The 21,484-nt window shown below is 71.7% G+C and carries 21 protein-coding genes; 15 read left to right on the plus strand and 6 right to left on the minus strand.

Going from position 1 to position 21,484, the window contains the following annotated elements; all coding sequences use genetic code 11:
• On the minus strand, positions 1-420 hold a 420-nt coding region (locus tag QM626_RS10465; RefSeq protein ID WP_415076726.1), incomplete at its 3' end, for a hypothetical protein.
• Positions 417-989, minus strand: a complete 573-nt coding sequence (locus tag QM626_RS10470; RefSeq protein WP_415076728.1) for a TetR/AcrR family transcriptional regulator — start codon at positions 987-989, stop codon at positions 417-419. The genes QM626_RS10465 and QM626_RS10470, both read right to left, overlap by 4 nt.
• A 142-nt stretch (positions 990-1,131) precedes the next feature.
• On the opposite strand from QM626_RS10470, the gene QM626_RS10475 reads away from it, so the two are divergent.
• Genes QM626_RS10475 through QM626_RS10485 form a run of 3 tightly spaced genes read left to right on the plus strand, consistent with a single transcriptional unit; the run spans position 1,132 to position 5,129 of the window.
• Positions 1,132-3,540, plus strand: coding sequence for an MMPL family transporter (locus QM626_RS10475; RefSeq protein ID WP_415076730.1), 2,409 nt, complete (start codon positions 1,132-1,134; stop codon positions 3,538-3,540).
• Positions 3,541-3,597: 57 nt separating this feature from the next.
• Positions 3,598-4,410 carry an alpha/beta fold hydrolase gene (locus tag QM626_RS10480; RefSeq protein WP_415076732.1) on the plus strand — a complete coding sequence of 271 codons (813 nt, stop codon included), beginning with the start codon at positions 3,598-3,600 and terminating at the stop codon, positions 4,408-4,410.
• Positions 4,407-5,129 (plus strand): hypothetical protein, encoded by a 723-nt coding sequence (locus QM626_RS10485; RefSeq protein ID WP_415076734.1) that lies wholly within the window; start codon positions 4,407-4,409, stop codon positions 5,127-5,129. Before QM626_RS10480 ends, QM626_RS10485 begins: the two co-directional genes overlap by 4 nt.
• On the opposite strand, the gene QM626_RS10490 is transcribed toward QM626_RS10485, so the two are convergent.
• The gene (locus tag QM626_RS10490) at positions 5,126-6,598 is read right to left on the minus strand and encodes a lipase maturation factor family protein (RefSeq protein WP_415076736.1); all 1,473 of its coding nucleotides are present in this window, start codon (positions 6,596-6,598) and stop codon (positions 5,126-5,128) included. The two genes, QM626_RS10485 and QM626_RS10490, sit on opposite strands and share 4 nt — an antisense overlap.
• A gap of 134 nt (positions 6,599-6,732) precedes the next feature.
• Here QM626_RS10490 and QM626_RS10495 point away from each other — a divergent pair, with 134 nt between their 5' ends.
• The 4 genes from QM626_RS10495 (at position 6,733) to QM626_RS10510 (ending at position 10,655) form a co-directional block, all read left to right on the plus strand.
• Complete coding sequence (locus tag QM626_RS10495) at positions 6,733-7,170, plus strand: SRPBCC family protein (RefSeq protein ID WP_415076738.1); 438 nt, start codon at positions 6,733-6,735, stop codon at positions 7,168-7,170.
• Positions 7,167-8,627, plus strand: a complete 1,461-nt coding sequence (locus tag QM626_RS10500) for a phytoene desaturase family protein (RefSeq protein WP_415076744.1) — start codon at positions 7,167-7,169, stop codon at positions 8,625-8,627. Before QM626_RS10495 ends, QM626_RS10500 begins: the two co-directional genes overlap by 4 nt.
• A gap of 102 nt (positions 8,628-8,729) precedes the next feature.
• Positions 8,730-10,019: an O-acetylhomoserine aminocarboxypropyltransferase/cysteine synthase family protein gene (locus QM626_RS10505; protein ID WP_415076746.1), complete on the plus strand. Its 1,290-nt coding sequence runs from the start codon at positions 8,730-8,732 to the stop codon at positions 10,017-10,019.
• A 54-nt stretch (positions 10,020-10,073) separates the two neighbouring features.
• On the plus strand, positions 10,074-10,655 hold the full coding sequence (locus QM626_RS10510; protein WP_415076788.1) for a CoA-binding protein: 582 nt from the start codon (positions 10,074-10,076) through the stop codon (positions 10,653-10,655).
• Here QM626_RS10510 and QM626_RS10515 read toward each other — a convergent pair.
• On the minus strand, positions 10,630-11,316 hold the full coding sequence (locus QM626_RS10515; protein ID WP_415076748.1) for a TetR/AcrR family transcriptional regulator C-terminal domain-containing protein: 687 nt from the start codon (positions 11,314-11,316) through the stop codon (positions 10,630-10,632). The two genes, QM626_RS10510 and QM626_RS10515, sit on opposite strands and share 26 nt — an antisense overlap.
• A 118-nt stretch (positions 11,317-11,434) precedes the next feature.
• Between QM626_RS10515 and QM626_RS10520 the strand changes: the two genes are divergently transcribed.
• The 7 genes from QM626_RS10520 (at position 11,435) to QM626_RS10550 (ending at position 17,141) form a co-directional block, all read left to right on the plus strand.
• Complete coding sequence (locus tag QM626_RS10520) at positions 11,435-12,448, plus strand: SDR family NAD(P)-dependent oxidoreductase (protein ID WP_415076750.1); 1,014 nt, start codon at positions 11,435-11,437, stop codon at positions 12,446-12,448.
• A 9-nt stretch (positions 12,449-12,457) separates the two neighbouring features.
• Positions 12,458-13,756: a chloride channel protein gene (locus QM626_RS10525; RefSeq protein WP_415076752.1), complete on the plus strand. Its 1,299-nt coding sequence runs from the start codon at positions 12,458-12,460 to the stop codon at positions 13,754-13,756.
• Between the two features lie 10 nt (positions 13,757-13,766).
• Positions 13,767-14,582, plus strand: coding sequence for a sulfite exporter TauE/SafE family protein (locus QM626_RS10530; protein ID WP_415076754.1), 816 nt, complete (start codon positions 13,767-13,769; stop codon positions 14,580-14,582).
• Positions 14,583-14,591: 9 nt separating this feature from the next.
• A complete protein-coding gene (locus QM626_RS10535; protein WP_415076756.1) occupies positions 14,592-15,038 on the plus strand; it encodes a MaoC family dehydratase N-terminal domain-containing protein in 447 nt (148 codons plus the stop codon).
• Between the two features lie 97 nt (positions 15,039-15,135).
• The gene (locus tag QM626_RS10540; protein WP_415076758.1) at positions 15,136-15,552 is read left to right on the plus strand and encodes a MaoC/PaaZ C-terminal domain-containing protein; all 417 of its coding nucleotides are present in this window, start codon (positions 15,136-15,138) and stop codon (positions 15,550-15,552) included.
• A 1-nt stretch (position 15,553) separates the two neighbouring features.
• A complete protein-coding gene (locus QM626_RS10545; RefSeq protein WP_415076760.1) occupies positions 15,554-16,690 on the plus strand; it encodes a UDP-N-acetylmuramate dehydrogenase in 1,137 nt (378 codons plus the stop codon).
• A 46-nt stretch (positions 16,691-16,736) separates the two neighbouring features.
• On the plus strand, positions 16,737-17,141 hold the full coding sequence (locus tag QM626_RS10550; protein WP_415076762.1) for an SIP domain-containing protein: 405 nt from the start codon (positions 16,737-16,739) through the stop codon (positions 17,139-17,141).
• A gap of 77 nt (positions 17,142-17,218) precedes the next feature.
• Here the strand turns inward: QM626_RS10550 and QM626_RS10555 are convergent, their stop codons facing one another.
• The gene (locus QM626_RS10555) at positions 17,219-18,418 is read right to left on the minus strand and encodes a pyridoxal phosphate-dependent aminotransferase (protein ID WP_415076764.1); all 1,200 of its coding nucleotides are present in this window, start codon (positions 18,416-18,418) and stop codon (positions 17,219-17,221) included.
• A 203-nt stretch (positions 18,419-18,621) separates the two neighbouring features.
• Here QM626_RS10555 and QM626_RS10560 point away from each other — a divergent pair, with 203 nt between their 5' ends.
• Positions 18,622-19,689 carry a hypothetical protein gene (locus QM626_RS10560; RefSeq protein ID WP_415076766.1) on the plus strand — a complete coding sequence of 356 codons (1,068 nt, stop codon included), beginning with the start codon at positions 18,622-18,624 and terminating at the stop codon, positions 19,687-19,689.
• Positions 19,690-19,826: 137 nt separating this feature from the next.
• Here the strand turns inward: QM626_RS10560 and aceB are convergent, their stop codons facing one another.
• A complete protein-coding gene (aceB, locus tag QM626_RS10565; RefSeq protein ID WP_415076768.1) occupies positions 19,827-21,473 on the minus strand; it encodes a malate synthase A in 1,647 nt (548 codons plus the stop codon).
• Positions 21,474-21,484: the final 11 nt, after the last annotated feature.

Below are 21,484 nucleotides of genomic sequence, written 5' to 3' on the forward strand. Positions count from 1 at the left end.
GGCGTCCAGCAGCGCCGCGCCGAACCGCGCGCGGGCGCGACGCAGCCGGCGGGCGCCCTCGAGGCCGCCGGTGGCGACCGACACCTGGAACAGGATCTCGTTCACGAGCGGTCCGAGGAGCCGTTCGGGCGTGATCGTCAGCTTCTGTCGCACCGCGATGACCAGGCGGGCCGCATCGGGCTCGAGCAGCGCGGCGTGCTCGTCGAGCGTGCGGATGCCGCCGGCGAGGGTCGAGCGCGACGGCGTGCGCACCGCCGCGATGCCGACGATCGCACGCCTCTGGGCCGCTTCGGCGTGCGGGTCGACGAGCACCACGCCGTCGCGGCGCGCGGCGGCGGTGAGCGCGGCCACCACGTCGTCGGCGTTGCCGGCGATCAGCACGGCGCCATCGATCGCGGCGGGGATCCGGCGCGGGCTCATCGGCCGGCCTCCCCACCGGGTGCGCCCGGCCCGGTGAGCACGCGCCATAGCCAGTCCGCCGCCACGTCCACCGGCGGCAGCGGCTCGAGCGCCAGCCAAGCCGTGATGACGCCGATCGCCGTGCCGGCCAGGCCCGCGGCGACGACGTCGAGCGGGATGCCGTCGAAGGCGGGGGCGTCGGTCGCGCCGACCGCATCGGAGACGATCCGTTCCACCCTCCGGCGCAGCCGTGCGGTCACGACGGCGGAGCCGTGCTCGCCCAGCACGCGCCGGTACAGCGAGGCGTTGGCGGCGAGATGCTGCAGGTACGACTGCAGCTCGTGCGGCATCCCCTCGGGCGTGAGCGCACCGCGCGCGAAGAGCTGCTCCGAGACCTCGTCGAGCGCCTGCTCGAGCGCATCGGCGAGCAGCGTCTCCTTCTCCGAGTAGTGCTGATAGAAGCTCGACCGGTTCACGCCCGCGTGCTCCGCGAGGTCGCCCACCGTGATCTCGTCCAACGGGCGCTCCCGCGCGAGCGCCAGCAGTGCGTCCTGCAGGCTCTGGCGCGTGCGCGCGGCTCGAGGATCCATACCGCGATTCTGGCAGCCCGCGGGGCGTGCCCGACCGTTTGCTGTGAATCACGCGCTCCGCCGGTTTCACCGACATCTGTCGGATAAATTTGAGCAGGCCCGCCGATGTGCCCCACATCCATCTCTCCGCGAAGGGTTCGCCGTGGCCAACCTCCTCTACCGTCTCGGTCGTCTCGCCGCCCGCCGCGCCTGGATCGTGCTCGTCGGCTGGATCGTCGTGCTGGGCCTGGCCGGCGGCGCGTATGCGGCGTTCGGCGGCACGCTGGCGTCCAGCTTCTCGATCCCCGGCACGGAGACCGAGCGGGTCAGCGACGAGCTCGCCGCGGCCATGCCGGACCTCGCCGGCGCGACCGCGACCGTCGTGTTCACGACCGACGGCGACGCCTTCACCGAGGCGCAGGAGTCCGCGATCGCGGATCTGCTCGACGAGGTCGACGCCGTCGACGGCGTGGCGGCCACCTCGAACCCGTTCGACACGGACGCCGAGCGTGACGAGCAGGCGCAGCAGCTCGCAGACGCGCAGGCGCAGATCGATGCGGCACAGGCGCAGATCGACGCGGGTCAGCAGCAGCTGGATGCCGCGATCGCGCAGGCGCAGGCCGCCGGCGCCTACGATGCGGCCAAGGCGCAGTTCGACGCGCAGCAGGCGACGATCGACGAAGGCCAGGCCGCGCTGGACGCACAGGCGCAGCAGGTCGCGGACGGTCAGACGCTGCTGGACGCGGCGAGCGAGATCCAGACCGTCTCCGACGACGGCACGGCCGCGGTCGGCACGATCGCGTTCACCGAGGACCAGTACAGCCTTTCCAGCGACCTGAAGACGCAGATCGCCGCGATGCTCGACGACGCCGGCATCGACGGCGTCCAGGTCACCTACTCGGCCACCATCGCCGAGTCGATCGACGGTCTGATCGGGGTCGGCGAGATCGTCGGCGTGATCATCGCCGCACTCGTGCTGGTCGTCATGCTGCGCGCCTTCCTTCCCGCCGTCACGCCGTTGATCACCTCGCTCATCGGCGTGGGCGTGGGCGTCGCCGGCGCCATGGCGTTCTCGGGCGTCGTCGACATGGCCTCGGTCACGCCCGTGCTCGGGCTCATGCTGGGTCTGGCCGTGGGGATCGACTACGCCCTGTTCATCCTGAACCGGCACCGGAGACAGCTGCTGGCGGGGATGGCCGTGCCCGAGTCCATCGGACTGGCCAACGGCACCTCCGGCAACGCCGTGGTCTTCGCCGGCACCACGGTGATCGTGGCGCTGCTGGCCCTCAACGTCACCGGCATCCCGTTCCTGGGCGTCATGGGCACCGTCGGGGCGATCTGCGTCGCGATCGCGGTGCTCGTGGCCATCACCCTGACCCCGGCGCTGCTGGGCATCATGAAGCTGCGCGTGCTCGGCCGTCGCGCCCGCACCCGCATCGGTCACCCCGACCACGCGCCGTACACGCCGAAGCCCATGCGCACCGGCCGTGCCATGCTGCAGGCGGGGATCGCCGTCGTGGCCCTGCTGGTGATCGCGATCCCCGCGCTGTCGATGCGCCTGGGGCTGCCGGACGGCTCGTCGGCGTCCACCGACTCGACGCAGTACAAGGCGTACACGACCGTCGCCGAGAAGTTCGGCGCGGGAATGAACGGCACCCTGCTCGTGGTCGCGACCTTCCCCGAGGCGGTGGCGGACGACGACCAGACCTCGACCGAGGCCGACATCGTCACGACGCTGATGGCGCAGGACGGCGTCGTCGCGGCGGCACCTGTCGCCGTCTCGGACGACGGCACGATCTTCGCCTTCCAGGTCGTGCCCGCCGAGGGTCCGTCGAGCGAGTCGACCGAGCAGCTCGTCTACGACCTGCGCGGGCTGTCCCCGCTCGACGGGGACGTGCAGCTCGGCGTCGCGGGCACGACGACGGCGAACATCGACGTCTCCGCGAAGATCGCGGACGCCCTGCCGGTCTACCTGGTCGTCGTCATCGGCCTGTCGCTGCTGATCATGATCCTGGTGTTCCGGTCGATCCTGGTGCCGGTGATCGCGACCGCAGGATACGTGCTCTCGCTGTTCGCGGCGCTCGGCTCGGTCACCGCGATCTATCAGTGGGGGTGGCTGTCGGCGATCTTCGGCGTCCACGACCCGGGGCCGGTGCTGAGCTTCGCGCCGATCATCATCATGGGCGTGCTGTTCGGCCTGGCCATGGACTATCAGCTCTTCCTCGTCTCCGGCATGCGCGAGGCCTACGCGCACGGGATGAAGGCGCGGTCGGCGGTGGTCGCGGGCCTGCGCAACGGCCGGGCCGTCGTCACGGCCGCCGCCATCATCATGGTGTCGGTGTTCGGCGGCTTCGTGTTCTCGGAGATGTCGATGATCCGCCCGCTCGGCTTCGGCATGGCGATCGGCGTGCTCTTCGACGCCTTCGTGGTGAGGATGGTGCTCACCCCGGCGCTGCTGCACCTGTTCGGGAACGCTGCGTGGTGGCTGCCGAGATGGCTCGACCGGATCCTGCCCGACGTGGACGTCGAGGGCGCGGCGCTCGAGCGCACCCACCCGTTGCACGTGGGGTGAGCGCCCGGCTGAGCCACACGTCTTGCCGGGCGGCGACCACGCTGCTTCGATGGGCGCATGGACACCGTGACATCCGCGGACGGCACGCGCATCGCCGTCCACGAGGACGGTGACGGCCGCCCGGTCGTCATCGTCAACGGCGCGTTCTCGACCGCCCAGGACGCGGCGCCCCTCGCGGAGCAGCTCGCCGCCGCCGGGATGCGCGCGATCACCTATGACCGCCGCGCCCGGGGTGGCAGCGGACACACCCCGCCCGTCGACCCGCACCGTGAGGTGGAGGACCTGGCCGCCGTGTCCGCCGCGGCCGGCCCCGGCGTCGTCGTCATCGGTCACTCGTCCGGCGCCGTGCTGGCGCTGCTGGCTGCGGCCGAGGGCGTGCCGATGGCGCACCTGTTCCTCTCCGAGCCGCCGTTCCGCTTCGGTGAGGACGAACCGGATCCCGCGCTTCCCGAGCGGCTGCAGCGGCTCGTGGACGACGGTCGCGAGGCGGATGCCGTGCTGCTGTTCCAGCGGGAGGCCATCGGGCTGCCGGACGAGGTCGTCGAGCAGATCCGCGGGAGCGACCTGTTCGCGGCACTGGTGCCGCTCGCGCAGTCGACCGTCTACGACGCGACGCTCACCCGCGACGTCTCGACCCCCACCGCGGACATGCTCTCGGTCGCGATGCCGGTCACCGTCCTGTGCGGGGTGCAGACCTTCCCGTTCCTGCGGGCTGCGGCCGAGCGACTGGCGAGCGAGATCCCGCATGCGGAGTTCGTCTCCATGCCCGAGTCGGTCGGGCACCGGCTGGACGCCGCCGCCACCGCCCGGCTCCTGCGCGACGTGACACGGGCCGATGCTCCCGACCCCGGCGATCACGGCGGCTCGTGAGAACCGTCGAGAACGCGCGATGGACGATGGAGTTCGATCGCGGCGGCGGCGTCTACGAGTCGGTGCGCCTGGACGGGTGCGAGTTCGACAACTGCGGCCTGTCGCTGGTCAAGAGCCCGGAGCGGATGAGCCTGGTGCGCGACGTCGTCCTCTCCGGCTGCCGGGTGACCGACTCCGAGATCGGCCCATGCCTGTTCCAGGACGTCGTGGTCGACGGGTTGACGACGAACCCCACCCTCTCGATCTGGTCGGCTTTCTTCCGACGCGTCACACTCGTCGGGAAGGTGGGGAAGATCAACATCAACACCGCGCCGTCGGCGTTCTTCAAGGACGCCGACGTGCTGGACGCGTTCGCCGAGGCCCGGCGGGACTTCTACGAGCACACGGACTGGGCGCTCGACATCTCCGAGGCGAGATTCGTGGATCTCTCGTGCAGCGGGGTGCCGCTGGACAAGATCCGGCGGGATCCGGAATCCCAGTTCATCCTCGAAAGGGCCGCCTTCGACGATTTCGCCCTGGTCGCCGAAGATTTCAAGGAGCGGTTCCGCGAGCTGCACTACAGCATCGTCTCCTTCCTGGAGTCCGACCGTGAGCAGGAACTGCTCGTCGTCCCGCTCGCGGCGCCCAGAGCGCGACGAGCGGCATGGTCGGACGGTCTGGAGGAGCTCCGTCTTCGAGGCTTCGTCGAGGGAGCCGAACGCGCCGCGTCCCCGAGCTAGCCGGGCAGCCGGACCGGTCGCACCAGCACGCGACGGCGATCCCGCACCCAGCGGACTCCGTCGGCGCGGTGCTGCGCCCGTGTCGCGAAGCGGTACCGGTACGTCACCACGCGCACCCATCGCGGGCGCTCACCCCCGAACGGGTCGGTGCGCAGCAGTCGCAGCGTCGGCGGGTCGGCCTCCAGCAGCCGGAGCAGGAACGTCGTGAACCACTCGTCCAGAGGCGCCCCGAGCGGCAGGAACCACATCAGCCAGTCCAGCCGCAGGTGGTACGGCGCGATCTGCGGCGGGAGGCGGCGGGGCTCGCCCGGCTTCCCCTTGAAGCCGTACTCGTGCCACTCGGCGGCATCCGGGTCCTCGTCGATCGTCCCCTCCACGATGTATTCGATGCGCTCTTTCGTGACGGTCCCGAAGGCGCCGTAGGCGTTGCCGATCTGCCAGCGGTTGAAGCTCGCGTTCATGAGCTGTCGCCGGGCGAAGAGGTTGCGCAGCGCGGGCCAGCTGAGCACCGCGAACCCGGCCCCCGCAGCGCAGGTCACGACGAGCCACGGCAGGGTCAGCCCGTCGATGGTCCAGGGCGGGGCGGATGCTGCGCCCGTGGCGCCCGGAATCCCCACCGCAGCGAAGGCGAGCACGATCGTCGCCCAGTTCAGCCACGCGAAGTTGCCCGTCGCCACCAGCCACAGCTGCGTCACGATCACGATCGCCGCTGCGACATCGCCCACGATCACCGGCGCCGATCCGGGCACCCAGAGCGAGAGGATCGGCGCGAACAGGAAGAACGGCACCACGAGCTGCGCGAAGTGGTTTCCGACCACCTCGACGCGGTGGAACCAGCGAGGCAGGAGGTGCGCCCGCCGGCTGAACGGTCCCGGCATGGGCTGGGTCTCGTGGTGGTAGGTCAGCGCGGTCAGATCGCGCCACTCCCGGCCGCCGCGGATCTTGATCATCCCGGCGCCGAACTCCAGCCGGAACAGGAGCCACCAGAACAGGACGATCACGACCGCAGGCGGCGGCTGGTCGCCCGACCCGAGGAACGCGGCCAGCAGCCCGGCCTCCACGAGCAGCATCTCCCAGCCGAAGCCGTAGAACGTCTGCCCGATGCTCGTGATCGACAGATAGCCGAACCACAGCGCGAGGAAGCACCCCATCGGCGCCCACGGGACGGTCAGCTGCGGCAGACCCAGCACGAGGGCCGCGGCGATCACGATGCCGGCCACGCACAGCGCCACCAGGCGCCGATCGGTGTAGCGGATGCGACGGAACAGGGTGGGGCGCAGCATCCGCGCCCGTGCCGCAGACCCCGCCGCCCACGCCAGCAGATCGGGCGCGGGAAGGAGCCCGCGCTCGCCGGTCAGCGGGCGGAACTGGTTCAGCGTCGAGACGAACGCGATCAGGTACAGCGCCGCGATGCCGCGTTGCAGCACCTGCCGCGCGAGCTCGAAGTCGACCGCCGCGAACCCTTGCATGCGGCCCACCGTACGCGTCCCGTCCTCACGGGCAAGAGGGGTGCCGCTAGCGGGAGGCGCATCACCCGGCAAGGCCCGTGCGCGCCGGCGCGCGGGCATCTAGCGTGGATGCACGCGAGGAGAGGAACCCGATCATGGCGCGGAACGCCCGGCGGATGACGTGTACTCCGGATGACGTCTTCCGGGTAATCGCGAACGGGTGGCTGTATCCGGCATGGGTGGTCGGGGCGTCGCGGATGCGGGACGTCGCCGACGACTGGCCTCGGCCGGGTTCACGGCTGCATCACTCGTTCGGCGTCTGGCCGCTCCTCATCGACGATGCGACGACCGTGCGGGAGTACGACCCGCCGCGTCGGGTCGTACTCCGTGCGAAGGGCCGGCCGCTGGGCGAGGCGCAGGTCACCATCGACGTCAGACCCCGCGGCGAGGGATGCGTGGTGCGCCTGCAGGAGCACGCCGTCGCCGGACCCGGCGCGCTCATCCCCGCAGCGCTGCTCGATCTTCCGCTGCATCGGCGCAACGCGGAGACGCTGCGCCGGCTCGCCTACCTCGCCGAGGGCGGAGCGCCGTGACCGGAGATCTCGACGCGGTCGTCGTCGGCGCCGGTCCCAACGGGCTGGCAGCGGCTGTGACGCTCGCCCGCGCCGGTCTGTCGGTGCGCGTGTACGAGCGCGCGTCGCAGCCGGGCGGAGGAGCAGCCACGACCGAGCTGACGCTGCCGGGCTACCGGCACGACGTGTGCTCGGCGGTGCATCCGATGGCGTTCGAGTCCCGCTTCTTCCGCGAGTTCGGTCTCGCGCAGCGGGTCGAGTTCGCGGTGCCGGAGGCGTCCTTCGCGCATCCGCTCGACGGTGTCCGCGCCGCCGTCGCCTATCGCGATCTGGAGCGCACCCGCGTGGGCCTCGGCCGTGACGGTGACGCCTATGCGCGGCTCATGCGACCGCTCGCCGCGCATGCCGCCGCGGTCGCCGAGTTCACCGGCGGATCCCTCCTGCGTGTGCCGCCGGACCCGCTCGTCGCCGCGGTGTTCGGGCTGCGGGCACTCGAGCAGGGGTCGCCGCTGTGGAACCTGCGCTTCCGGGAACAGGCTGCGCCCGCCCTGCTGACCGGCGTCGCCGCGCACACCATCACCGCCCTGCCCAGCCTCGGCGCCGCCGGCGCGGGGCTCGCGCTCGCCGCCTACGGACACGCCCGCGGCTGGCCGATCCCGCGCGGCGGCAGCCAGGCGATCACGGATGCGATGGTCGTCGACCTGCGCGCCCACGGGGGCGAGGTCGTCACCGACGCGGAGGTGACCTCGCTGCGTGACCTGCCATCCGCGCGGGTGCGGCTGCTCGACACGACCCCCGCGGCGCTGCTGCGGCTGGCCGGCGACGAGCTGCCGCCGGCGTATCGGTCGGCCCTCGCCCGGTTCCGCTACGGCAACGGGGTGGCCAAGGTCGACTTCGCGCTGTCGGCGCCGGTGCCGTGGCAGGATCCCGAGGTGGCGGCGGCCGGCACCGTCCACGTCGGCGGCACCCGCGCCGAGGTCGCCGCGGCCGAGAACGCCGTCGCGCGGGGGCGGCATCCCGATCGCCCCTACGTGCTGGCGTCGCAGCCCTCCGCCTTCGACGACACCCGCGCGCCGGCGGGAGGGCATGTGCTCTGGGCGTATACGCACGTGCCCGCCGGCAGCGACGTGGATCGGCAGGAGGCGGTGATCCGGCAGATCGAGCGGTTCGCTCCCGGCTTCCGCGACACCATCGTCGCGATCCACTCCCGCACCGCCATCGACGTCGCCCGGCACAATCCGAACTACCCGGGCGGCGACATCTCCGCCGGGATGCCGACGATGTGGCAGATGCTGCGGCGTCCGGTGCTGCGCCCCGACCCGTGGCGCACGCCCGCACCGGGGCTGTACCTGTGCTCGGCCTCGTCCGCTCCCGGCCCCGGGGTGCACGGGCTCTGCGGGTGGTGGGCGGCACGCAGTGCGCTGCGCCATGACTTCGGCATCCCCGCGCTGCCCGACCTCTCCCCCCGAGCCGTGTGAGCCGGAAGTTCAATGCCGGAAAAGGACACACGGAGAGCGACCCGGAACGGCGGAATGTAGGCTCGTCAGGCCCCCTCCTCCCGAATCGAAGGCACCCCCTCCATGGCTGACCGTGAATACGGCTTCCGCACGCGCGCGATCCACGCCGGCAACATCCCGGATGCGGTCAGCGGCGCCCGCGCGCTCCCGATCTACCAGTCCGCATCGTTCGTGTTCGATGACACCGACGACGCCGCCGCGCGCTTCGCGCTGCAGAAGTACGGCAACATCTACAGCCGGCTGGCGAACCCCACCACCGCGTCGTTCGAGGAGCGCATCGCCTCGCTCGAGCAGGGACTGGGCGCGGTGGCGACCTCGAGCGGCCTGTCGGCGCAGTTCATCACCTTCGCCTCGCTGGCGGGGGCGGGCGACCACATCGTCGCCAGCGCCAACCTCTACGGCGGCTCGATCACCCAGCTCGACGTGACGCTGCGCCGCTTCGGCGTGGCGACGACGTTCGTGGCCTCCGCCGACCCGGCCGACTACGCGGCCGCCGTGACCGGGCAGACCAAGGCGATCTTCGCCGAGACGATCGCGAACCCGTCCGGCGAGATCGCCGACATCGAGGGTCTCGCCGACGTCGCCCGCGCCGCCGGGGTGCCGCTGATCATCGACTCGACCGTCGCGACCCCGTACCTGTGCCGCCCGATCGAATGGGGCGCCGACATCGTCGTGCACTCGGCGACGAAGTTCCTCGGCGGCCACGGGACGACCCTGGGCGGCGTCGTCGTCGAGTCGGGACGCTTCGACTGGCATTCCGAGCGGTTCCCGCTGTTCACCGGCCCGGTGCCGAGCTACGGCGGCCTCGAGTGGTCGGGGAACTTCGGCGAATACGCCTTCCTCACCCGGCTGCGGGCCGAGCAGCTGCGTGACATCGGGCCGTCGCTGGCTCCGCACTCCGCGTTCCTGCTCGCGCTCGGCGTCGAGACGCTGCCCTACCGCATGAAGGCCCACGTGGAGAACACCCGCGCCGTCGCCGAATGGCTGGACGCCGACCCCCGAGTCGAGTTCGTCAACTGGGCGGGCCTGTCGCAGCATCCGCACCACGACCGGGCGGCCAAGTACCTGCCGGAGGGCCCGGGCGCCGTCTTCAGCTTCGGGGTGAAGGGCGGCCGCGCCGCCGGCCGCACCTTCATCGAGTCGGTCGACCTCGCCAGCCACCTCGCGAACATCGGCGACGCGAAGACCCTCGTCATCCACCCGGCATCCACCACCCACGCGCAGCTGCGCGAGCAGCAGCTGATCGACGGCGGCGTGCTCCCCGGCCTGGTGCGCATCAGCGTGGGCCTCGAGGACGTCGACGACATCCTCTACGACCTCGACCAGGCGCTCGAGCGCGCCCAGGAGGCATAGGAGCATAGGAGCATGATGAGCGACGTGAGCGACGTGAGCGACGTGGGCGACGTGATGACCGACACGACCATCGAAGAGACCGTATCGACGCGACTGGCGAACGGGCTGACCTGCGCGCTGCCGGCATCCTCGCCGCTGGCGAAGCTGCTGCGCTCGCAGCGGACGTGGGAGGGGCCGAGCGCCAAGGAGCGCCTGAGGATCCTGCGCGGGGCGAAGAGCGTCGCCATCGTCGGAGCCTCGCCCAACCCGGCGCGTTCCAGCTACTTCGTCGGCACCTACCTGCAGCAGTCCAGCGACTTCCGGGTGTACTTCGTGAACCCGAACGCGACCGAGATCCTGGGGCAGAAGGCATATCCGGACCTTGCCTCCCTGCCCGAGGTCCCCGACATCGTCGACGTGTTCCGCAAGCCCGGCGACATCCCCGCGGTCATCGACGAGGTGGTCGCCGTCGGCGCGCCGACCATCTGGGTGCAGCTCGGCATCTGGAACGAGGACGCCGCCCGCTACGGCGAGGAGAAGGGGCTGACGGTGGTCATGGACCGCTGCATCAAGATCGAGCACGCCCGGTTCCACGGCGGACTCCACCTGCTCGGCTTCGACACCGGGCAGATCAGCTCCCGCCGCACCCTGCGCTGACCGCGATCCCGGCGAGGAACACCTCGACGTCGAAGACGAACTGCTCGTCGCTGAACGCCTCGAACCCGTTCGCGTCGAGCCGGCGCAGCACATCGAGCCCGGCAGGATGCTGCGCGGCCATGAGCTCGCGGAACTCCGCGACCTGCGGATGGCCGCCGCTGCCGGCGCTCATGATCTCGTCCCGGGCGAAGCCGCCCGCGATCGTGGTCAGCATGAGCAGCGCGCGCCCGGCGGAGACCTCGTCGAAGCCGGCGGCGACCATCCGCTCGATCACGGCCTCGGCGGGACGGATGGCCGCCACGGCGACGTCGGATGCCGTGTGGAACTGCAGCGCGAGCGAGCCCGAGGCCACGAGCGCCCGCCGCGTCCCCGCGGCATAGGTGCGACAGGCGTCCTGCCAGTCGGCGTCCGGGGCGATGCGGATGCGGGCGAACTCGCGCGCGAAGGCGTCGGTGGCCAGCAGCTCCATCAGACCGTCGCGGCCCGGCACGTGGTGGTGCAGTGCCTTGCGGTCCACGCCGAGGGCGTCGGCGAGCGACTGCATCGTCAGCGTCGCCGGATCCATCTCGCGCGCCACGGCGACGATCGCGGTGCGGTCCAGGCCGGCCCGTTCGCCGCGCCCGCGACGGCGGGCGGCGGGGCTGTCTGCCGCTGCGGTCATGTCGGCATCCGTCCTCTCCGTGGTCGCCCCGATCCATTGCCCGCCGGACCGAACCGGAATAGAATTTCCCGGACGGGAATAAGCTACTCCCGCATGGCGACGACGACAAGGAGCGACGATGTCGGAGAACAAGGTCCTCACCGCGAGCAGCTCGATCGGTGACTGGCTCGAGCACCCGGTGGGCGGCGAGCTCGTGCGGGGCCTGCTGGCGCAGTCCGGTGCGAGCGAAGAGACGCTGGCACCCATCAAGGGACTGCCGCTGCAGCAGCTGGTGGCGCTGAGCCAGGGTCAGCTGCCGCAGTCGGTGATCGACGACCTGGTGCGCAGCGCCAACGGCGGGGTGATCCCCGACGAGGCCGAGTCCGGTGCCTGGGCCGAGAAGGTCACGCCGGGCCGCTTCGCGGGGAAGACCGTGATCGTCACCGGCGCGGCGTCCGGCATCGGACGCGCGACGGCCTCGCGCATCGCCCGCGAAGGCGGGAGGGTGGTCGCGACCGACGTGTCGGCGGCGAGGCTCGAGGAGTTCACGGCCTCGCTGCCGGATGCCGACGTGGTCGCCGTGACCGGCGACATCACGGCACAGGAGGTCGTCGACGCGATCGTGGCGGCCGCGGGGGAGCGGATCGACGGGCTGGCCAACGTGGCCGGCATCAACGACGACTTCTCCCCGCTGGCCGAGACCAGCGACGCGATGTGGGACAAGGTCCTCGCCGTCAACCTCACGGGCCCGTTCAAGCTCACTCGCGCGGTGCTGCCGGCGATGGTCGCCGCTGGACGCGGCGCCGTCGTGAACGTCGCGAGCGAGGCGGGGCTGCGCGGCAACGCATCCGGCAACGCGTACACGACCTCCAAGCATGCCGTGGTCGGCATGACCAAGAGCGCGGCGTTCATGTACGGACCGGCGGGGATCCGTGTCAACGCGGTCGCACCCGGCGGGGTCGCCACCGGCATCCCCTTCCCCCCGCACGTCTCCGAGGCGGGGCAGGCGCGGCTGCAGCCGTTCCAGGCGCAGATCCCGACCGTCGCGACCGCCGAGCAGCTGGCCGCCTCCATCACGTTCCTGCTGTCCGACGACGGCGTGAACATCAACGGGGCGATCCTGGCGTCCGACGGGGGCTGGTCGGCCCAGTAACGTGGGAGCGTGACGACCGGCCGCACCGCCCTCTCCGGTGGTCGTGCCGCATTCGGCCACCTGCTGCGGATCGGCATCGCGACCCTCGTCGTCGGCCTCGCGACGGGCCTGGCGGTCCTGCTGCTGGTGTGGATCGTGCACTCCGTCGAGCACCTGGTCTGGGGCGAGGGGGAGGGCGACTTCCTCGACGGCCTCGCCGCGCCCGCGCAGATGTGGCTGCCGGTGGTGTCGGTCACCGCGGCGGGCGTGATCGCCGCGGTCGGCTGGTACCTCGTCCGGCGGTTCGGGCGGCCGATCGCCAGCGTCGAGCAGGGCGTCGACGGTCGCCGGATGCCGGCGCTGGAGACCCTGGTCGACACCGTGCTGCAGGTCGTCTCGGTCGGGCTCGGCGCGTCGATCGGCAAGGAGGTCGCCCCGCGCGAGCTGTCGGCGATGGCCTCGTCGAGGGTCGTCACGTGGTTCCGGCTCACGCCGCGCTGGCGCCGCATCCTCATCGCCTCCGCCGCGGGGTCGGGCCTCGCGGCCGTCTACAACGTGCCGCTGGCCGGTGCGCTGTTCGCGGTCGAGATCCTGCTCGGCGAGTTCTCCATCGGTGCGGCGGTCACCGCCCTCGCCGTCAGCGCGATCGCGACCCTCGTCGCGCGCCCGCTCGTGGGCGACCACTCGCTCTACGAGGTGACGCTCGGCAGCGGCGGCGTCAACGCCTCGCTGCTGGTGGCTGCCCTCCTCATCGGCCCGCTGATGGGCCTGGGCGCCACGAGCTTCCTGACCGTCACGAAACGGCTGGCGCCGCGGCGGCCGACCGGCTGGAAGCTGCTGATCGTGCTTCCGGCCGTCTTCGCCGCGGTGGGCCTGGCGGGAGTGTTCTTCCCGCTCATCCTGGGCAACGGCCGAGCGCTGGCGACCGCCGGGTTCGACCTGACCGAGCCCGTCGGGATGCTGCTCCTGCTCGCCGTGCTGAAGTACCTCGCCACCGCCGCGTCCCTCGGGGCGGGCGCGATCGGCGGCACGCTGCAGCCCTCCGTCGCGATCGGCGCCGCACTGGGGGCGGCGGCCGCAGGGCTCTGGGCGCTCGTCTGGCCCGGCGCCGACGGGACGAGCCTGGCCATCGTCGCCGCCGCGGCGTTCCTCGCCGCGAACATGCGGGCGCCGTTCACCGCGATCGCGCTCGTGGTCGAGTTCACCGGCACCGGCTTCACCCTGCTGGTGCCGATCTTCGTCGCGGTCGCGGGGTCGCTTGCGGCATCCGCCCTGCTCAAGCGCGGGACGCTGGCCTCGTTCACACCGGTGGATCCGGCCCGCGAGTAGGCTCGGGACAGTGAGTGCCTCGACCGTCGCGCGCGTGACGCGCAGCCCCCGATTCCTGTTCGCCTGCGCCGGGATCGGCCTGCTCGCCGGCCTCCTCTCCGGTCTGTTCGGGGTCGGCGGGGGCACCGTGATCGTGCCGATGCTGGTGCTGCTGCTCGGATTCGACCAGCGCCTCGCCGCGGGCACGTCGCTCGCCGCGATCGTCCCCACCGCCGCCGTGGGGGTCGTCTCCTATGCGGTGCATGACAGCGTCGCGTGGATCCCCGCGCTGATCCTCGCCGCCGGCGCCGTCGTCGGCGCGCAGATCGGCACCTGGCTGCTGCCGCGCGTGTCGCAGAACGCCCTCCGCTGGGGCTTCGTCGTCTTCCTGGCCGTCGTCATCGTCATGCTGTTCGTCGTGATCCCCTCGCGGGGCGAGGCGTTCACGGTCACCTGGCTCAACGGCGGCCTTCTCGCGGTCACCGGCGTGATCACGGGCGTCGTCTCCGGCCTCATCGGCGTCGGCGGCGGAATCGTCGTGGTGCCCGTGCTGATGCTGCTGTTCGGCATGAGCGATCTGCTCGCCAAGGGCACGTCGCTGCTGATGATGATCCCGACCGCGATCTCGGGCACCGCCGGCAACCTGAAGCGCCGCAACGTCGACCTCGTCGCGGCGATCGTCGTCGGCGTCGCCGCGTGCTGCACGACCGCCCTCGGTGCCTGGCTCGCCACCCTCGTCGATCCGCTGGCGGGCAACATCCTGTTCGCCGCCTACCTCGTGTTCATCGGCGTCCAGATGGCGCGGAAGGCCCTCGGAGCCCGGAGGATCGCGAGAGCCGCTCGATAGGATGGCCCGGTGCCTGTGAACCCCGAGCTGGTCGGCCGCGACTTCCCGCCGACGCCCCCGTACCTCGTCGGCCGCGAGAAGGTGCGCGAGTTCGCGCGTGCCGTGTTCGCGACCGACCCGCAGCACTCCGACCCGGCCGTCGCCGGCTCGCTCGGCTATGCCGACGTCGTGGCGCCGCCCACCTTCGCGATGGTCATCCAGGACCGGGCGCTGCAGCAGCTGCTCGCCGAGCCCGACTCCGGCATCGCGCTGGAGCGCACGATCCACGCCGAGCAGCGCTTCCGCTACAGCCGCCCGATCGTCGCCGGTGACGAGCTGACCGGCCGCATCGCCGTGACCGCGGTACGCGCGGTCGGCAAGGGCGCGATGGTCACCAGCGACACCGAGATCACGGATGCCGGAGGCGCGCACGTCGTCACGGCCACCTCTGTGCTGCTGATCGGGGGCGACGAATGACCATGTCCCACTTCGGCGCGGTGAATGTCCCATTTCGGCGCGGTATAGACCCCGCAGACCACGCCGAAATGGGACATGGTCGCGAGGGGAGCGACCGATGAGCGCCACGGATGCCGTCGGCATCGAGGTCGGGCAGGTCATCGCCGAGCGCGAGGTGCACCTGACGCGCGAGTCGCTCGTCCGCTACGCCGGCGCGTCGGGAGACTTCAACCCGATCCACTATCGCGACGACGTCGCCGCTCGCGTGGGGCTTCCCGGCGTGCTGGCGCACGGGATGCTGACGATGGGCCTCGCCGTCGAGACGATCGTGCCGTGGCTCGGCGACGCCGGCCGCATCCTCGAGTACGGCGTCCGTTTCACGCGCCCGGTCGTCGTCGACCCGGAGGCCGGCGCCGACGTCACGGTGGTCGCGAAGATCGGCGCGGTGGACGACGAGAGCGTGCGCATCGACCTGACGGTGTCCGCCGCCGGCGCCACCGTGCTCGGCAAGGCACAGGTGCGCGCCAGGCTCTGACATGCCCGAGATCGAACCCATCCCGCTGGCGGAGCTCACGACGCTGCGCACCGGCGCCGCGCCCGAGCACATGATCGACGCCGCCACCCGCGACGAGCTGCTCGCCGCGCTCGCGGGCGTCTGGGCGACCGGCGAGTCCTGGTTCGTCCTGGGCGGCGGCTCGAATCTGTTCGTCGGCGACGAGCCGTTCGAGGGGACAGTGATCCGCGTGCTCACCCGCGGGATCGAACGGCTTCCCGGCTCGCGTCCGGGCACGGCGAGGCTGCGGGTCGAAGCCGGCCACGGCTGGGACGACCTCGTCGAGTACGCGGTCACCGGAGGACTGGCCGGGATCGAGGCGATGAGCGGCATCCCGGGCACCGTCGGGGCCGCTCCCGTGCAGAACGTCGGCGCGTACGGGCAGGAGATCGCCCAGACGCTCGTCGAGGTGGAGCTCGTCGACGAGCACGACGACGAGGTCGTGACCGTTCCGGCGGCCGAGCTGGGCCTCGGATTCCGCACCTCCGTCCTCAAGCATCATCACGGCTCCGTCCCGGCGCGTCGCGCCGTCATCCTCTCGGTGACTCTCGAGCTGACCGAGGCGGGGGATGCCGTCGCCCCCGTCGGCGGCGAGCAGCTGCGCGCCGCCCTGGGCCTGGAGCCCGGCGCCGCGGTGACTCTCGCCTGGATCCGCGACCACGTGCTCGCGACGCGTCGCACCAAGGGGATGCTGGTCGACTCCGCGGACCCGGACACCTGGTCCGCGGGCTCCTTCTTCCAGAACCCGATCGTCTCCGGGCAGTTCGCCCGGACGCTGCCGGACGACTGCCCTCGCTGGCCGATGGAGCCCGAGATCGACCCGGTGCTCGTGATCCCGCTGGACAGGTTCGACGGCTACGTCCCGCCGCCGGTGGCACGCGTCGCCGACGTCAAGCTCAGTGCGGCGTGGCTCATCGAGCACGCCGGCGTGCGCAAGGGCTTCTCGCTGCCCCGCTCACGCGCCGCGGTCTCGCGCAAGCACGCCCTGGCGCTGACCAACCGGGGCCGGGGGACGGCGGCCGAGCTCGCCGAGCTCGCACGGTTCATCCAGCAGCGGGTGCAGCAGGAGTCCGGCGTGCTGCTGCAGCCGGAGCCGGTTCTCGTCGATGTGGATCTATGACGGCGTCCCCTTGCAATGCAGGTAAGGCTAACCTAATGTCTTATCCATGGATGTGGCGGGAGACTCCTTCATCGAGCCCGACTGGGACACGCTGACCGGTGCGGTGCTGCTCGCCGGCGACGCGAACGATGTGCCGGCGATGGTGGCGATCGCCGAGCGGGTGCCGGAGGGCACGCACGTGACGATGCTGATCGAGTCGTTCGCGACGATCCAGCGTCACCGGGTGCGGGTGCCCGAGCACGTGGCGGTGACCTGGCTCATCCGTGACCGTCAGCCCTGCGACCCGTCGCCCTGCGCCATCCGCGGCCGGGGCGAGCGACTCGCCGTCGGCGTCTACGCATGGTGCGCCGAGTGGGCGTGCGATGCGGCCGTGCACTGCACGGTGTGGCTGGGCCCGCGCACGTCGCCGCACATCGTGCGGATGGCGCAGGCACAGCTGCGCCCGGCCTGAGACCCACGCTGCGCTGCGCGCGAGGCCACCATGGGTGGGTACGGCCTCGCGCGCGGCGCAGCGTGTCTGTCCCGGCCTCAGGTGAACAGGCGCTGCAGGCGCCGCACGCCCTCGAGCAGCGCCTCGTCGCCGAGCGCGTACGACATGCGGAGATAGCCGCTGGGACCGAAGGCCTCGCCGGGAACGACGGCGACCTCGGCCTTCTCGAGGATGAGGTCGGCCAGCTCGAGCGTGGTCGTCGGGGTGACGCCGTCCCACTCGCGGCCGAGCAGGCCGCGGACGTCCGGGTAGGCGTAGAAGGCGCCGAGGGGGTTCGGCACCGTGACGCCGGGGATCTTCGCGAGCTCGGCGACGATGAGCCGGCGGCGGCGGTCGAAGGCCTGCCGCATCCGCTCGGCCTCGTCCTGCGGGCCCGACAGCGCCGCGAGCGCGGCCCGCTGGGCGATGTTGTTCACGTTGCTGGTCAGATGCGACTGCAGGTTGGCGGCGAGCCTGATGGCGTCCGCGGGGCCGACCATCCACCCCACCCGCCAGCCCGTCATCGCATAGGTCTTCGCCACACCGTTGAGCAGCAGCGTCTGGTTCGCGAGCTCCGGGACTGCCTCGACGATCGAGACCGCGCGGGCGCCCTCGTAGACCAGGTTCTGGTAGATCTCGTCGGTCAGCACCCAGATGCCGTGGGCGAGCGCCCACTCGCCGATCGCCTTGGTCTCCTCGGCCGTGTAGACCGCGCCGGTGGGGTTCGACGGCGAGACGAAGACGAGCACCGCGGTACGGTCGGTGCGGGCGGCCTCGAGCTGGTCGACGGTGACCTTGTACTCCTGCTCGGCGCCGGCGAAGACCTCGACCGGGACGCCGTCGGCCAGCCGGATCGCCTCCGGGTACGTGGTCCAGTAGGGGGCGGGCAGCAGCACCTCGTCGCCCGGGTTCACGACCGCCTGGAACGCCTGGTAGACCGCCTGCTTCCCGCCGTTGGTGACGACGATCTGCGCGGGCGAGACCTCCAGGCCCGAGTCGCGCAGCGTCTTGGCGGCGATCGCCTCGCGCAGCACCGGGAGCCCGACCGCGGGCGTGTAGCGGAAGTTCGCCGGGTCGCGCAGCGCCTCGGCCGCGGCGTCGACGGCGAACTGGGGTGTGGCGAAGTCGGGCTCACCCGCCGCGTAGGAGATCACCGGCCGGCCGGCGGCCTGCAGAGCCTTGGCCTTGGCGTCGACTTTGAGCGTCGCCGACTCGGCGATGGCGGACAGCTTGCGGGACAGCGGGGCGCGTTCGGTCACCCTACGAGCGTAGCCGGGCGCCCCCGCACCGACCTTTGTCCGCGCGAGACCGCATCTGCCCGCCGAGAAAGTGGGGTTCACCCAAGGTCTCGGCGGGCAGATGCGGTCTCGCAGGGCGCGCATCGTTACGACTCCGTTGCCGCCGGACACAGGACGTCGACCTACCGTGGTTTCGTGGGAGCGTGCGGCGAACGGGGATCGGGGTGATCGGTGCGCTCCTCGCGCTCGCTCTGCTCGTCGGATGCGCGAGCGCTCCGCCCCGTGCGCCGGCGGTTCCGGTGGACGCGGTGGAATGCGCCCCCGAAGGGACCAGCACCGTCGATGCGGGCCGGGTTCCCGACGGGTTCGTGGCGATCGCCGTCTACCGTTGCGATTCCTCCGCGTCACAGCAGGACGAGGTCGGAACCTGGACGGGCGTGCTGCTGACGCGGTTCGAGGGCGATCTCGGTCCCCTCCTCGACGCCCTCGCCCAGCCCAGCGATCCGCAATCGGACGGTCCGTGCGCAGCGGTGGCGTATCTCGCGCCCGACCTGTGGCTCGAGGATGCGGCCGGCGCCTTCGTGAAGGCAGCCTTCCCGTCGACCGGATGCGGACAGCCCAAAGCCGACGATGCGCTGATCGCGTTGGACCGATTGACCGTCACGGACGAGCGTTTCACTCCCTGGCAGTTGAGCGAGTCGGCCGCCGCGACCGCCGCCGGCTGTGCCACGCAGGCCTCGGTGCTCGCGCTCGCCTCCGCGATCGAGGAGCTGCCGGACGGGACCGGGTCGGCGGCCTCGCCGGAGCGCGGGGATGGGGTTTCCGGCGAAGCCGCCTCCGCGGACGTGTCGGCGATGGCTCCGACCGCCGATCCGGACGGGATCGTGCTGGTCCCCTGGGAGCCGAGCCCGCTTCCGGCCCCCGAGCTCGTCGACGGCATGCGGCTGTGCGTGTACGGCGACCGTCCGCCGGTGCCGGCCGCCACGTCCGCGGACGGGAGCGACACGCTCACCGTCTCGGCGGGGGGCGTCGGGTGGTTCGAGGACGTGCGGACGCTGGACGCCGCACAGGCCCGCGAGGCGCTGATCGCGGTCGCCGCGGCGGCGCCCGGTGCGGGCACCTGCCGCGAGGTCGCATCCCGTCTGGTGGTCGCGCACCCGCTGGTCGGCGGCGCGCCCGTCGGCGCATCGTTCACGGTCGAGCTGGACGGCTGTCTGCGTCTCGTCGATCCCTCGCTGAGCGCGGCGATGGCGCCGCAGGCGCTGCTCGACATCTTCGCCGTCGCCACCTGACCGGCTGCGCCCTCGCTCTTCCGCGTCCGCGTCGATGAGGCGGGAGCGGAAGCCTCGGGCGACGAGACCGCATCTACCCGCCGAGAGAGTGGGGTTCACCCAAGGTCTCGGCGGGCAGATGCGGTCTCGCGGGGGAGTCAGACGTCCGCGAGGAAGCGGGAGTATGCGACGGTCGTCAGGAACGCCGGGAACTCCTCGCGCAGCGCGACCTCCTCGAACACCTCGGCGGCGTCGTCGAACCGGTCGCCCTCGAAGCGCGTGACCTCCTCGAGCACCTGCGCGATCAGTCCCTCGACGTATTCGCGCGTGATCTCGGTGCCGTCGTCGGTGGTGCGGTCCTGGTGCACCCACTGCCATACCTGCGAGCGGCTGATCTCCGCCGTCGCGGCATCCTCCATGAGGTTGTCGATCGCGACGGCGCCCAGCCCCCGCAGCCACGCCTCGATGTAGCGGATCGCCACCGACACGTTGCCGTGCACGCCGGCGGTGGTGATCGGGCGTCCGATGTGCACGTCGATCAGGTCGGATGCGGTCACGCTCACCTCCTCGCGACGCCGGTCCAGCTGGTTCGGCCGGTCGCCGAGCACCGCGTCGAACTCGGCCCGCGCGGTGGGGATGAGGTCGGGATGGGCCACCCAGGTGCCGTCGAACCCGTCGCCGGCCTCGCGCTTCTTGTCGGCGGCGACCTTCTCGAACGCGCGCGCGGTCACCTCCGGGTCGCGCCGGTTCGGGATGAACGCGCTCATCCCGCCGATGGCGTAGGCGCCCCGCTTGTGGCAGGTCTGCACCAGCAGCTCGGTGTACGCGCGCATGAACGGCACCGTCATCGTCACCTCGCTGCGGTCGGGCAGCACGAAACGGGCGCCGCGACCGCGGTAGTTCTTGATGATCGAGAAGATGTAGTCCCAGCGTCCCGCGTTCAGGCCCGCGGCGTGGTCGCGCAGCTCGTAGAGGATCTCCTCCATCTCGAACGCGGCCGGCAGCGTCTCGATCAGCACGGTCGCGCGGATGGTGCCGTGCGGGATGCCGAGACGCTCCTCGGCGAAGCTGAACACGTCGTCCCAGAGCTTCGCCTCCTCGCTGGACTCGAGCTTGGCGAGGTAGAAGTACGGGCCGGTGCCGCCGTCGATCAGCGCCCGCGCGTTGTGGAAGGCGTAGAGGCCGAAGTCGACCAGCGACCCGGATGCGGCCGTCGTGCGGCCGCTGCGGTCGGTGAAGCGGATGTGAGCCTCGGGCAGGTGCCAGCCGCGCGGACGCATCACGATCGTCGGCGTCTCGGCGGCGGTGACCGCGTACTCCTTGCCCTCCGGGGAGGTGTAGGTCAGCTGTCCGCGGATCGCGTCGTGCAGCGAGAGCTGACCCTCGATCACGTTCGCCCAGGTGGGGCTCGTGGCGTCCTCCTGGTCGGCCAGCCACACCTTCGCGCCGGAGTTGAGCGCATTGATCGTCATCTTCGGATCGGTGGGCCCGGTGATCTCCACCCGGCGGTCCTCCAGGCCGGGGCCGGCACCGGCGACCGACCAGTCGGGATTCGCGCGGATGCAGGCGGTGTCCTCGCGGAAGCGCGGATCGTGTCCCTTGCCGATCTCGTAGCGGCGCCGCATCCGGTCGGCCAGCCGGTCGTGGCGGCGCCCGGCGAATCGGTGGTGCAACTCGGTCAGGAAGGCGACCGCATCCGGGGTGAGGATCTCGTCGTACCGGTCGCCCGTCCGCCCGAGGATCTCGATCTCGGGGGCGGCCGGGACGGTGCGGACGGGAGCGGTGGTGGGGGCGATGGTGGTCATGTCCGTGTCCT

The organism is Microbacterium sp. (assembly GCF_047606385.1).
Taxonomy (GTDB): Bacteria; Actinomycetota; Actinomycetes; order Actinomycetales; family Microbacteriaceae; genus Microbacterium.

Coding starts and splice junctions, on each gene's coding strand:
- QM626_RS10470 (WP_415076728.1), bottom strand. CDS start 989: ATGGATCCTCGAGCCGCGCGCACGCGCCAGAGCCTGCAGGACGCACTG.
- QM626_RS10480 (WP_415076732.1), top strand. CDS start 3,598: ATGGACACCGTGACATCCGCGGACGGCACGCGCATCGCCGTCCACGAG.
- QM626_RS10490 (WP_415076736.1), bottom strand. CDS start 6,598: ATGCAAGGGTTCGCGGCGGTCGACTTCGAGCTCGCGCGGCAGGTGCTG.
- QM626_RS10495 (WP_415076738.1), top strand. CDS start 6,733: ATGGCGCGGAACGCCCGGCGGATGACGTGTACTCCGGATGACGTCTTC.
- QM626_RS10505 (WP_415076746.1), top strand. CDS start 8,730: ATGGCTGACCGTGAATACGGCTTCCGCACGCGCGCGATCCACGCCGGC.
- QM626_RS10510 (WP_415076788.1), top strand. CDS start 10,074: ATGACCGACACGACCATCGAAGAGACCGTATCGACGCGACTGGCGAAC.
- QM626_RS10515 (WP_415076748.1), bottom strand. CDS start 11,316: ATGACCGCAGCGGCAGACAGCCCCGCCGCCCGCCGTCGCGGGCGCGGC.
- QM626_RS10520 (WP_415076750.1), top strand. CDS start 11,435: ATGTCGGAGAACAAGGTCCTCACCGCGAGCAGCTCGATCGGTGACTGG.
- QM626_RS10540 (WP_415076758.1), top strand. CDS start 15,136: ATGAGCGCCACGGATGCCGTCGGCATCGAGGTCGGGCAGGTCATCGCC.
- QM626_RS10545 (WP_415076760.1), top strand. CDS start 15,554: ATGCCCGAGATCGAACCCATCCCGCTGGCGGAGCTCACGACGCTGCGC.
- QM626_RS10550 (WP_415076762.1), top strand. CDS start 16,737: ATGGATGTGGCGGGAGACTCCTTCATCGAGCCCGACTGGGACACGCTG.
- aceB (WP_415076768.1), bottom strand. CDS start 21,473: ATGACCACCATCGCCCCCACCACCGCTCCCGTCCGCACCGTCCCGGCC.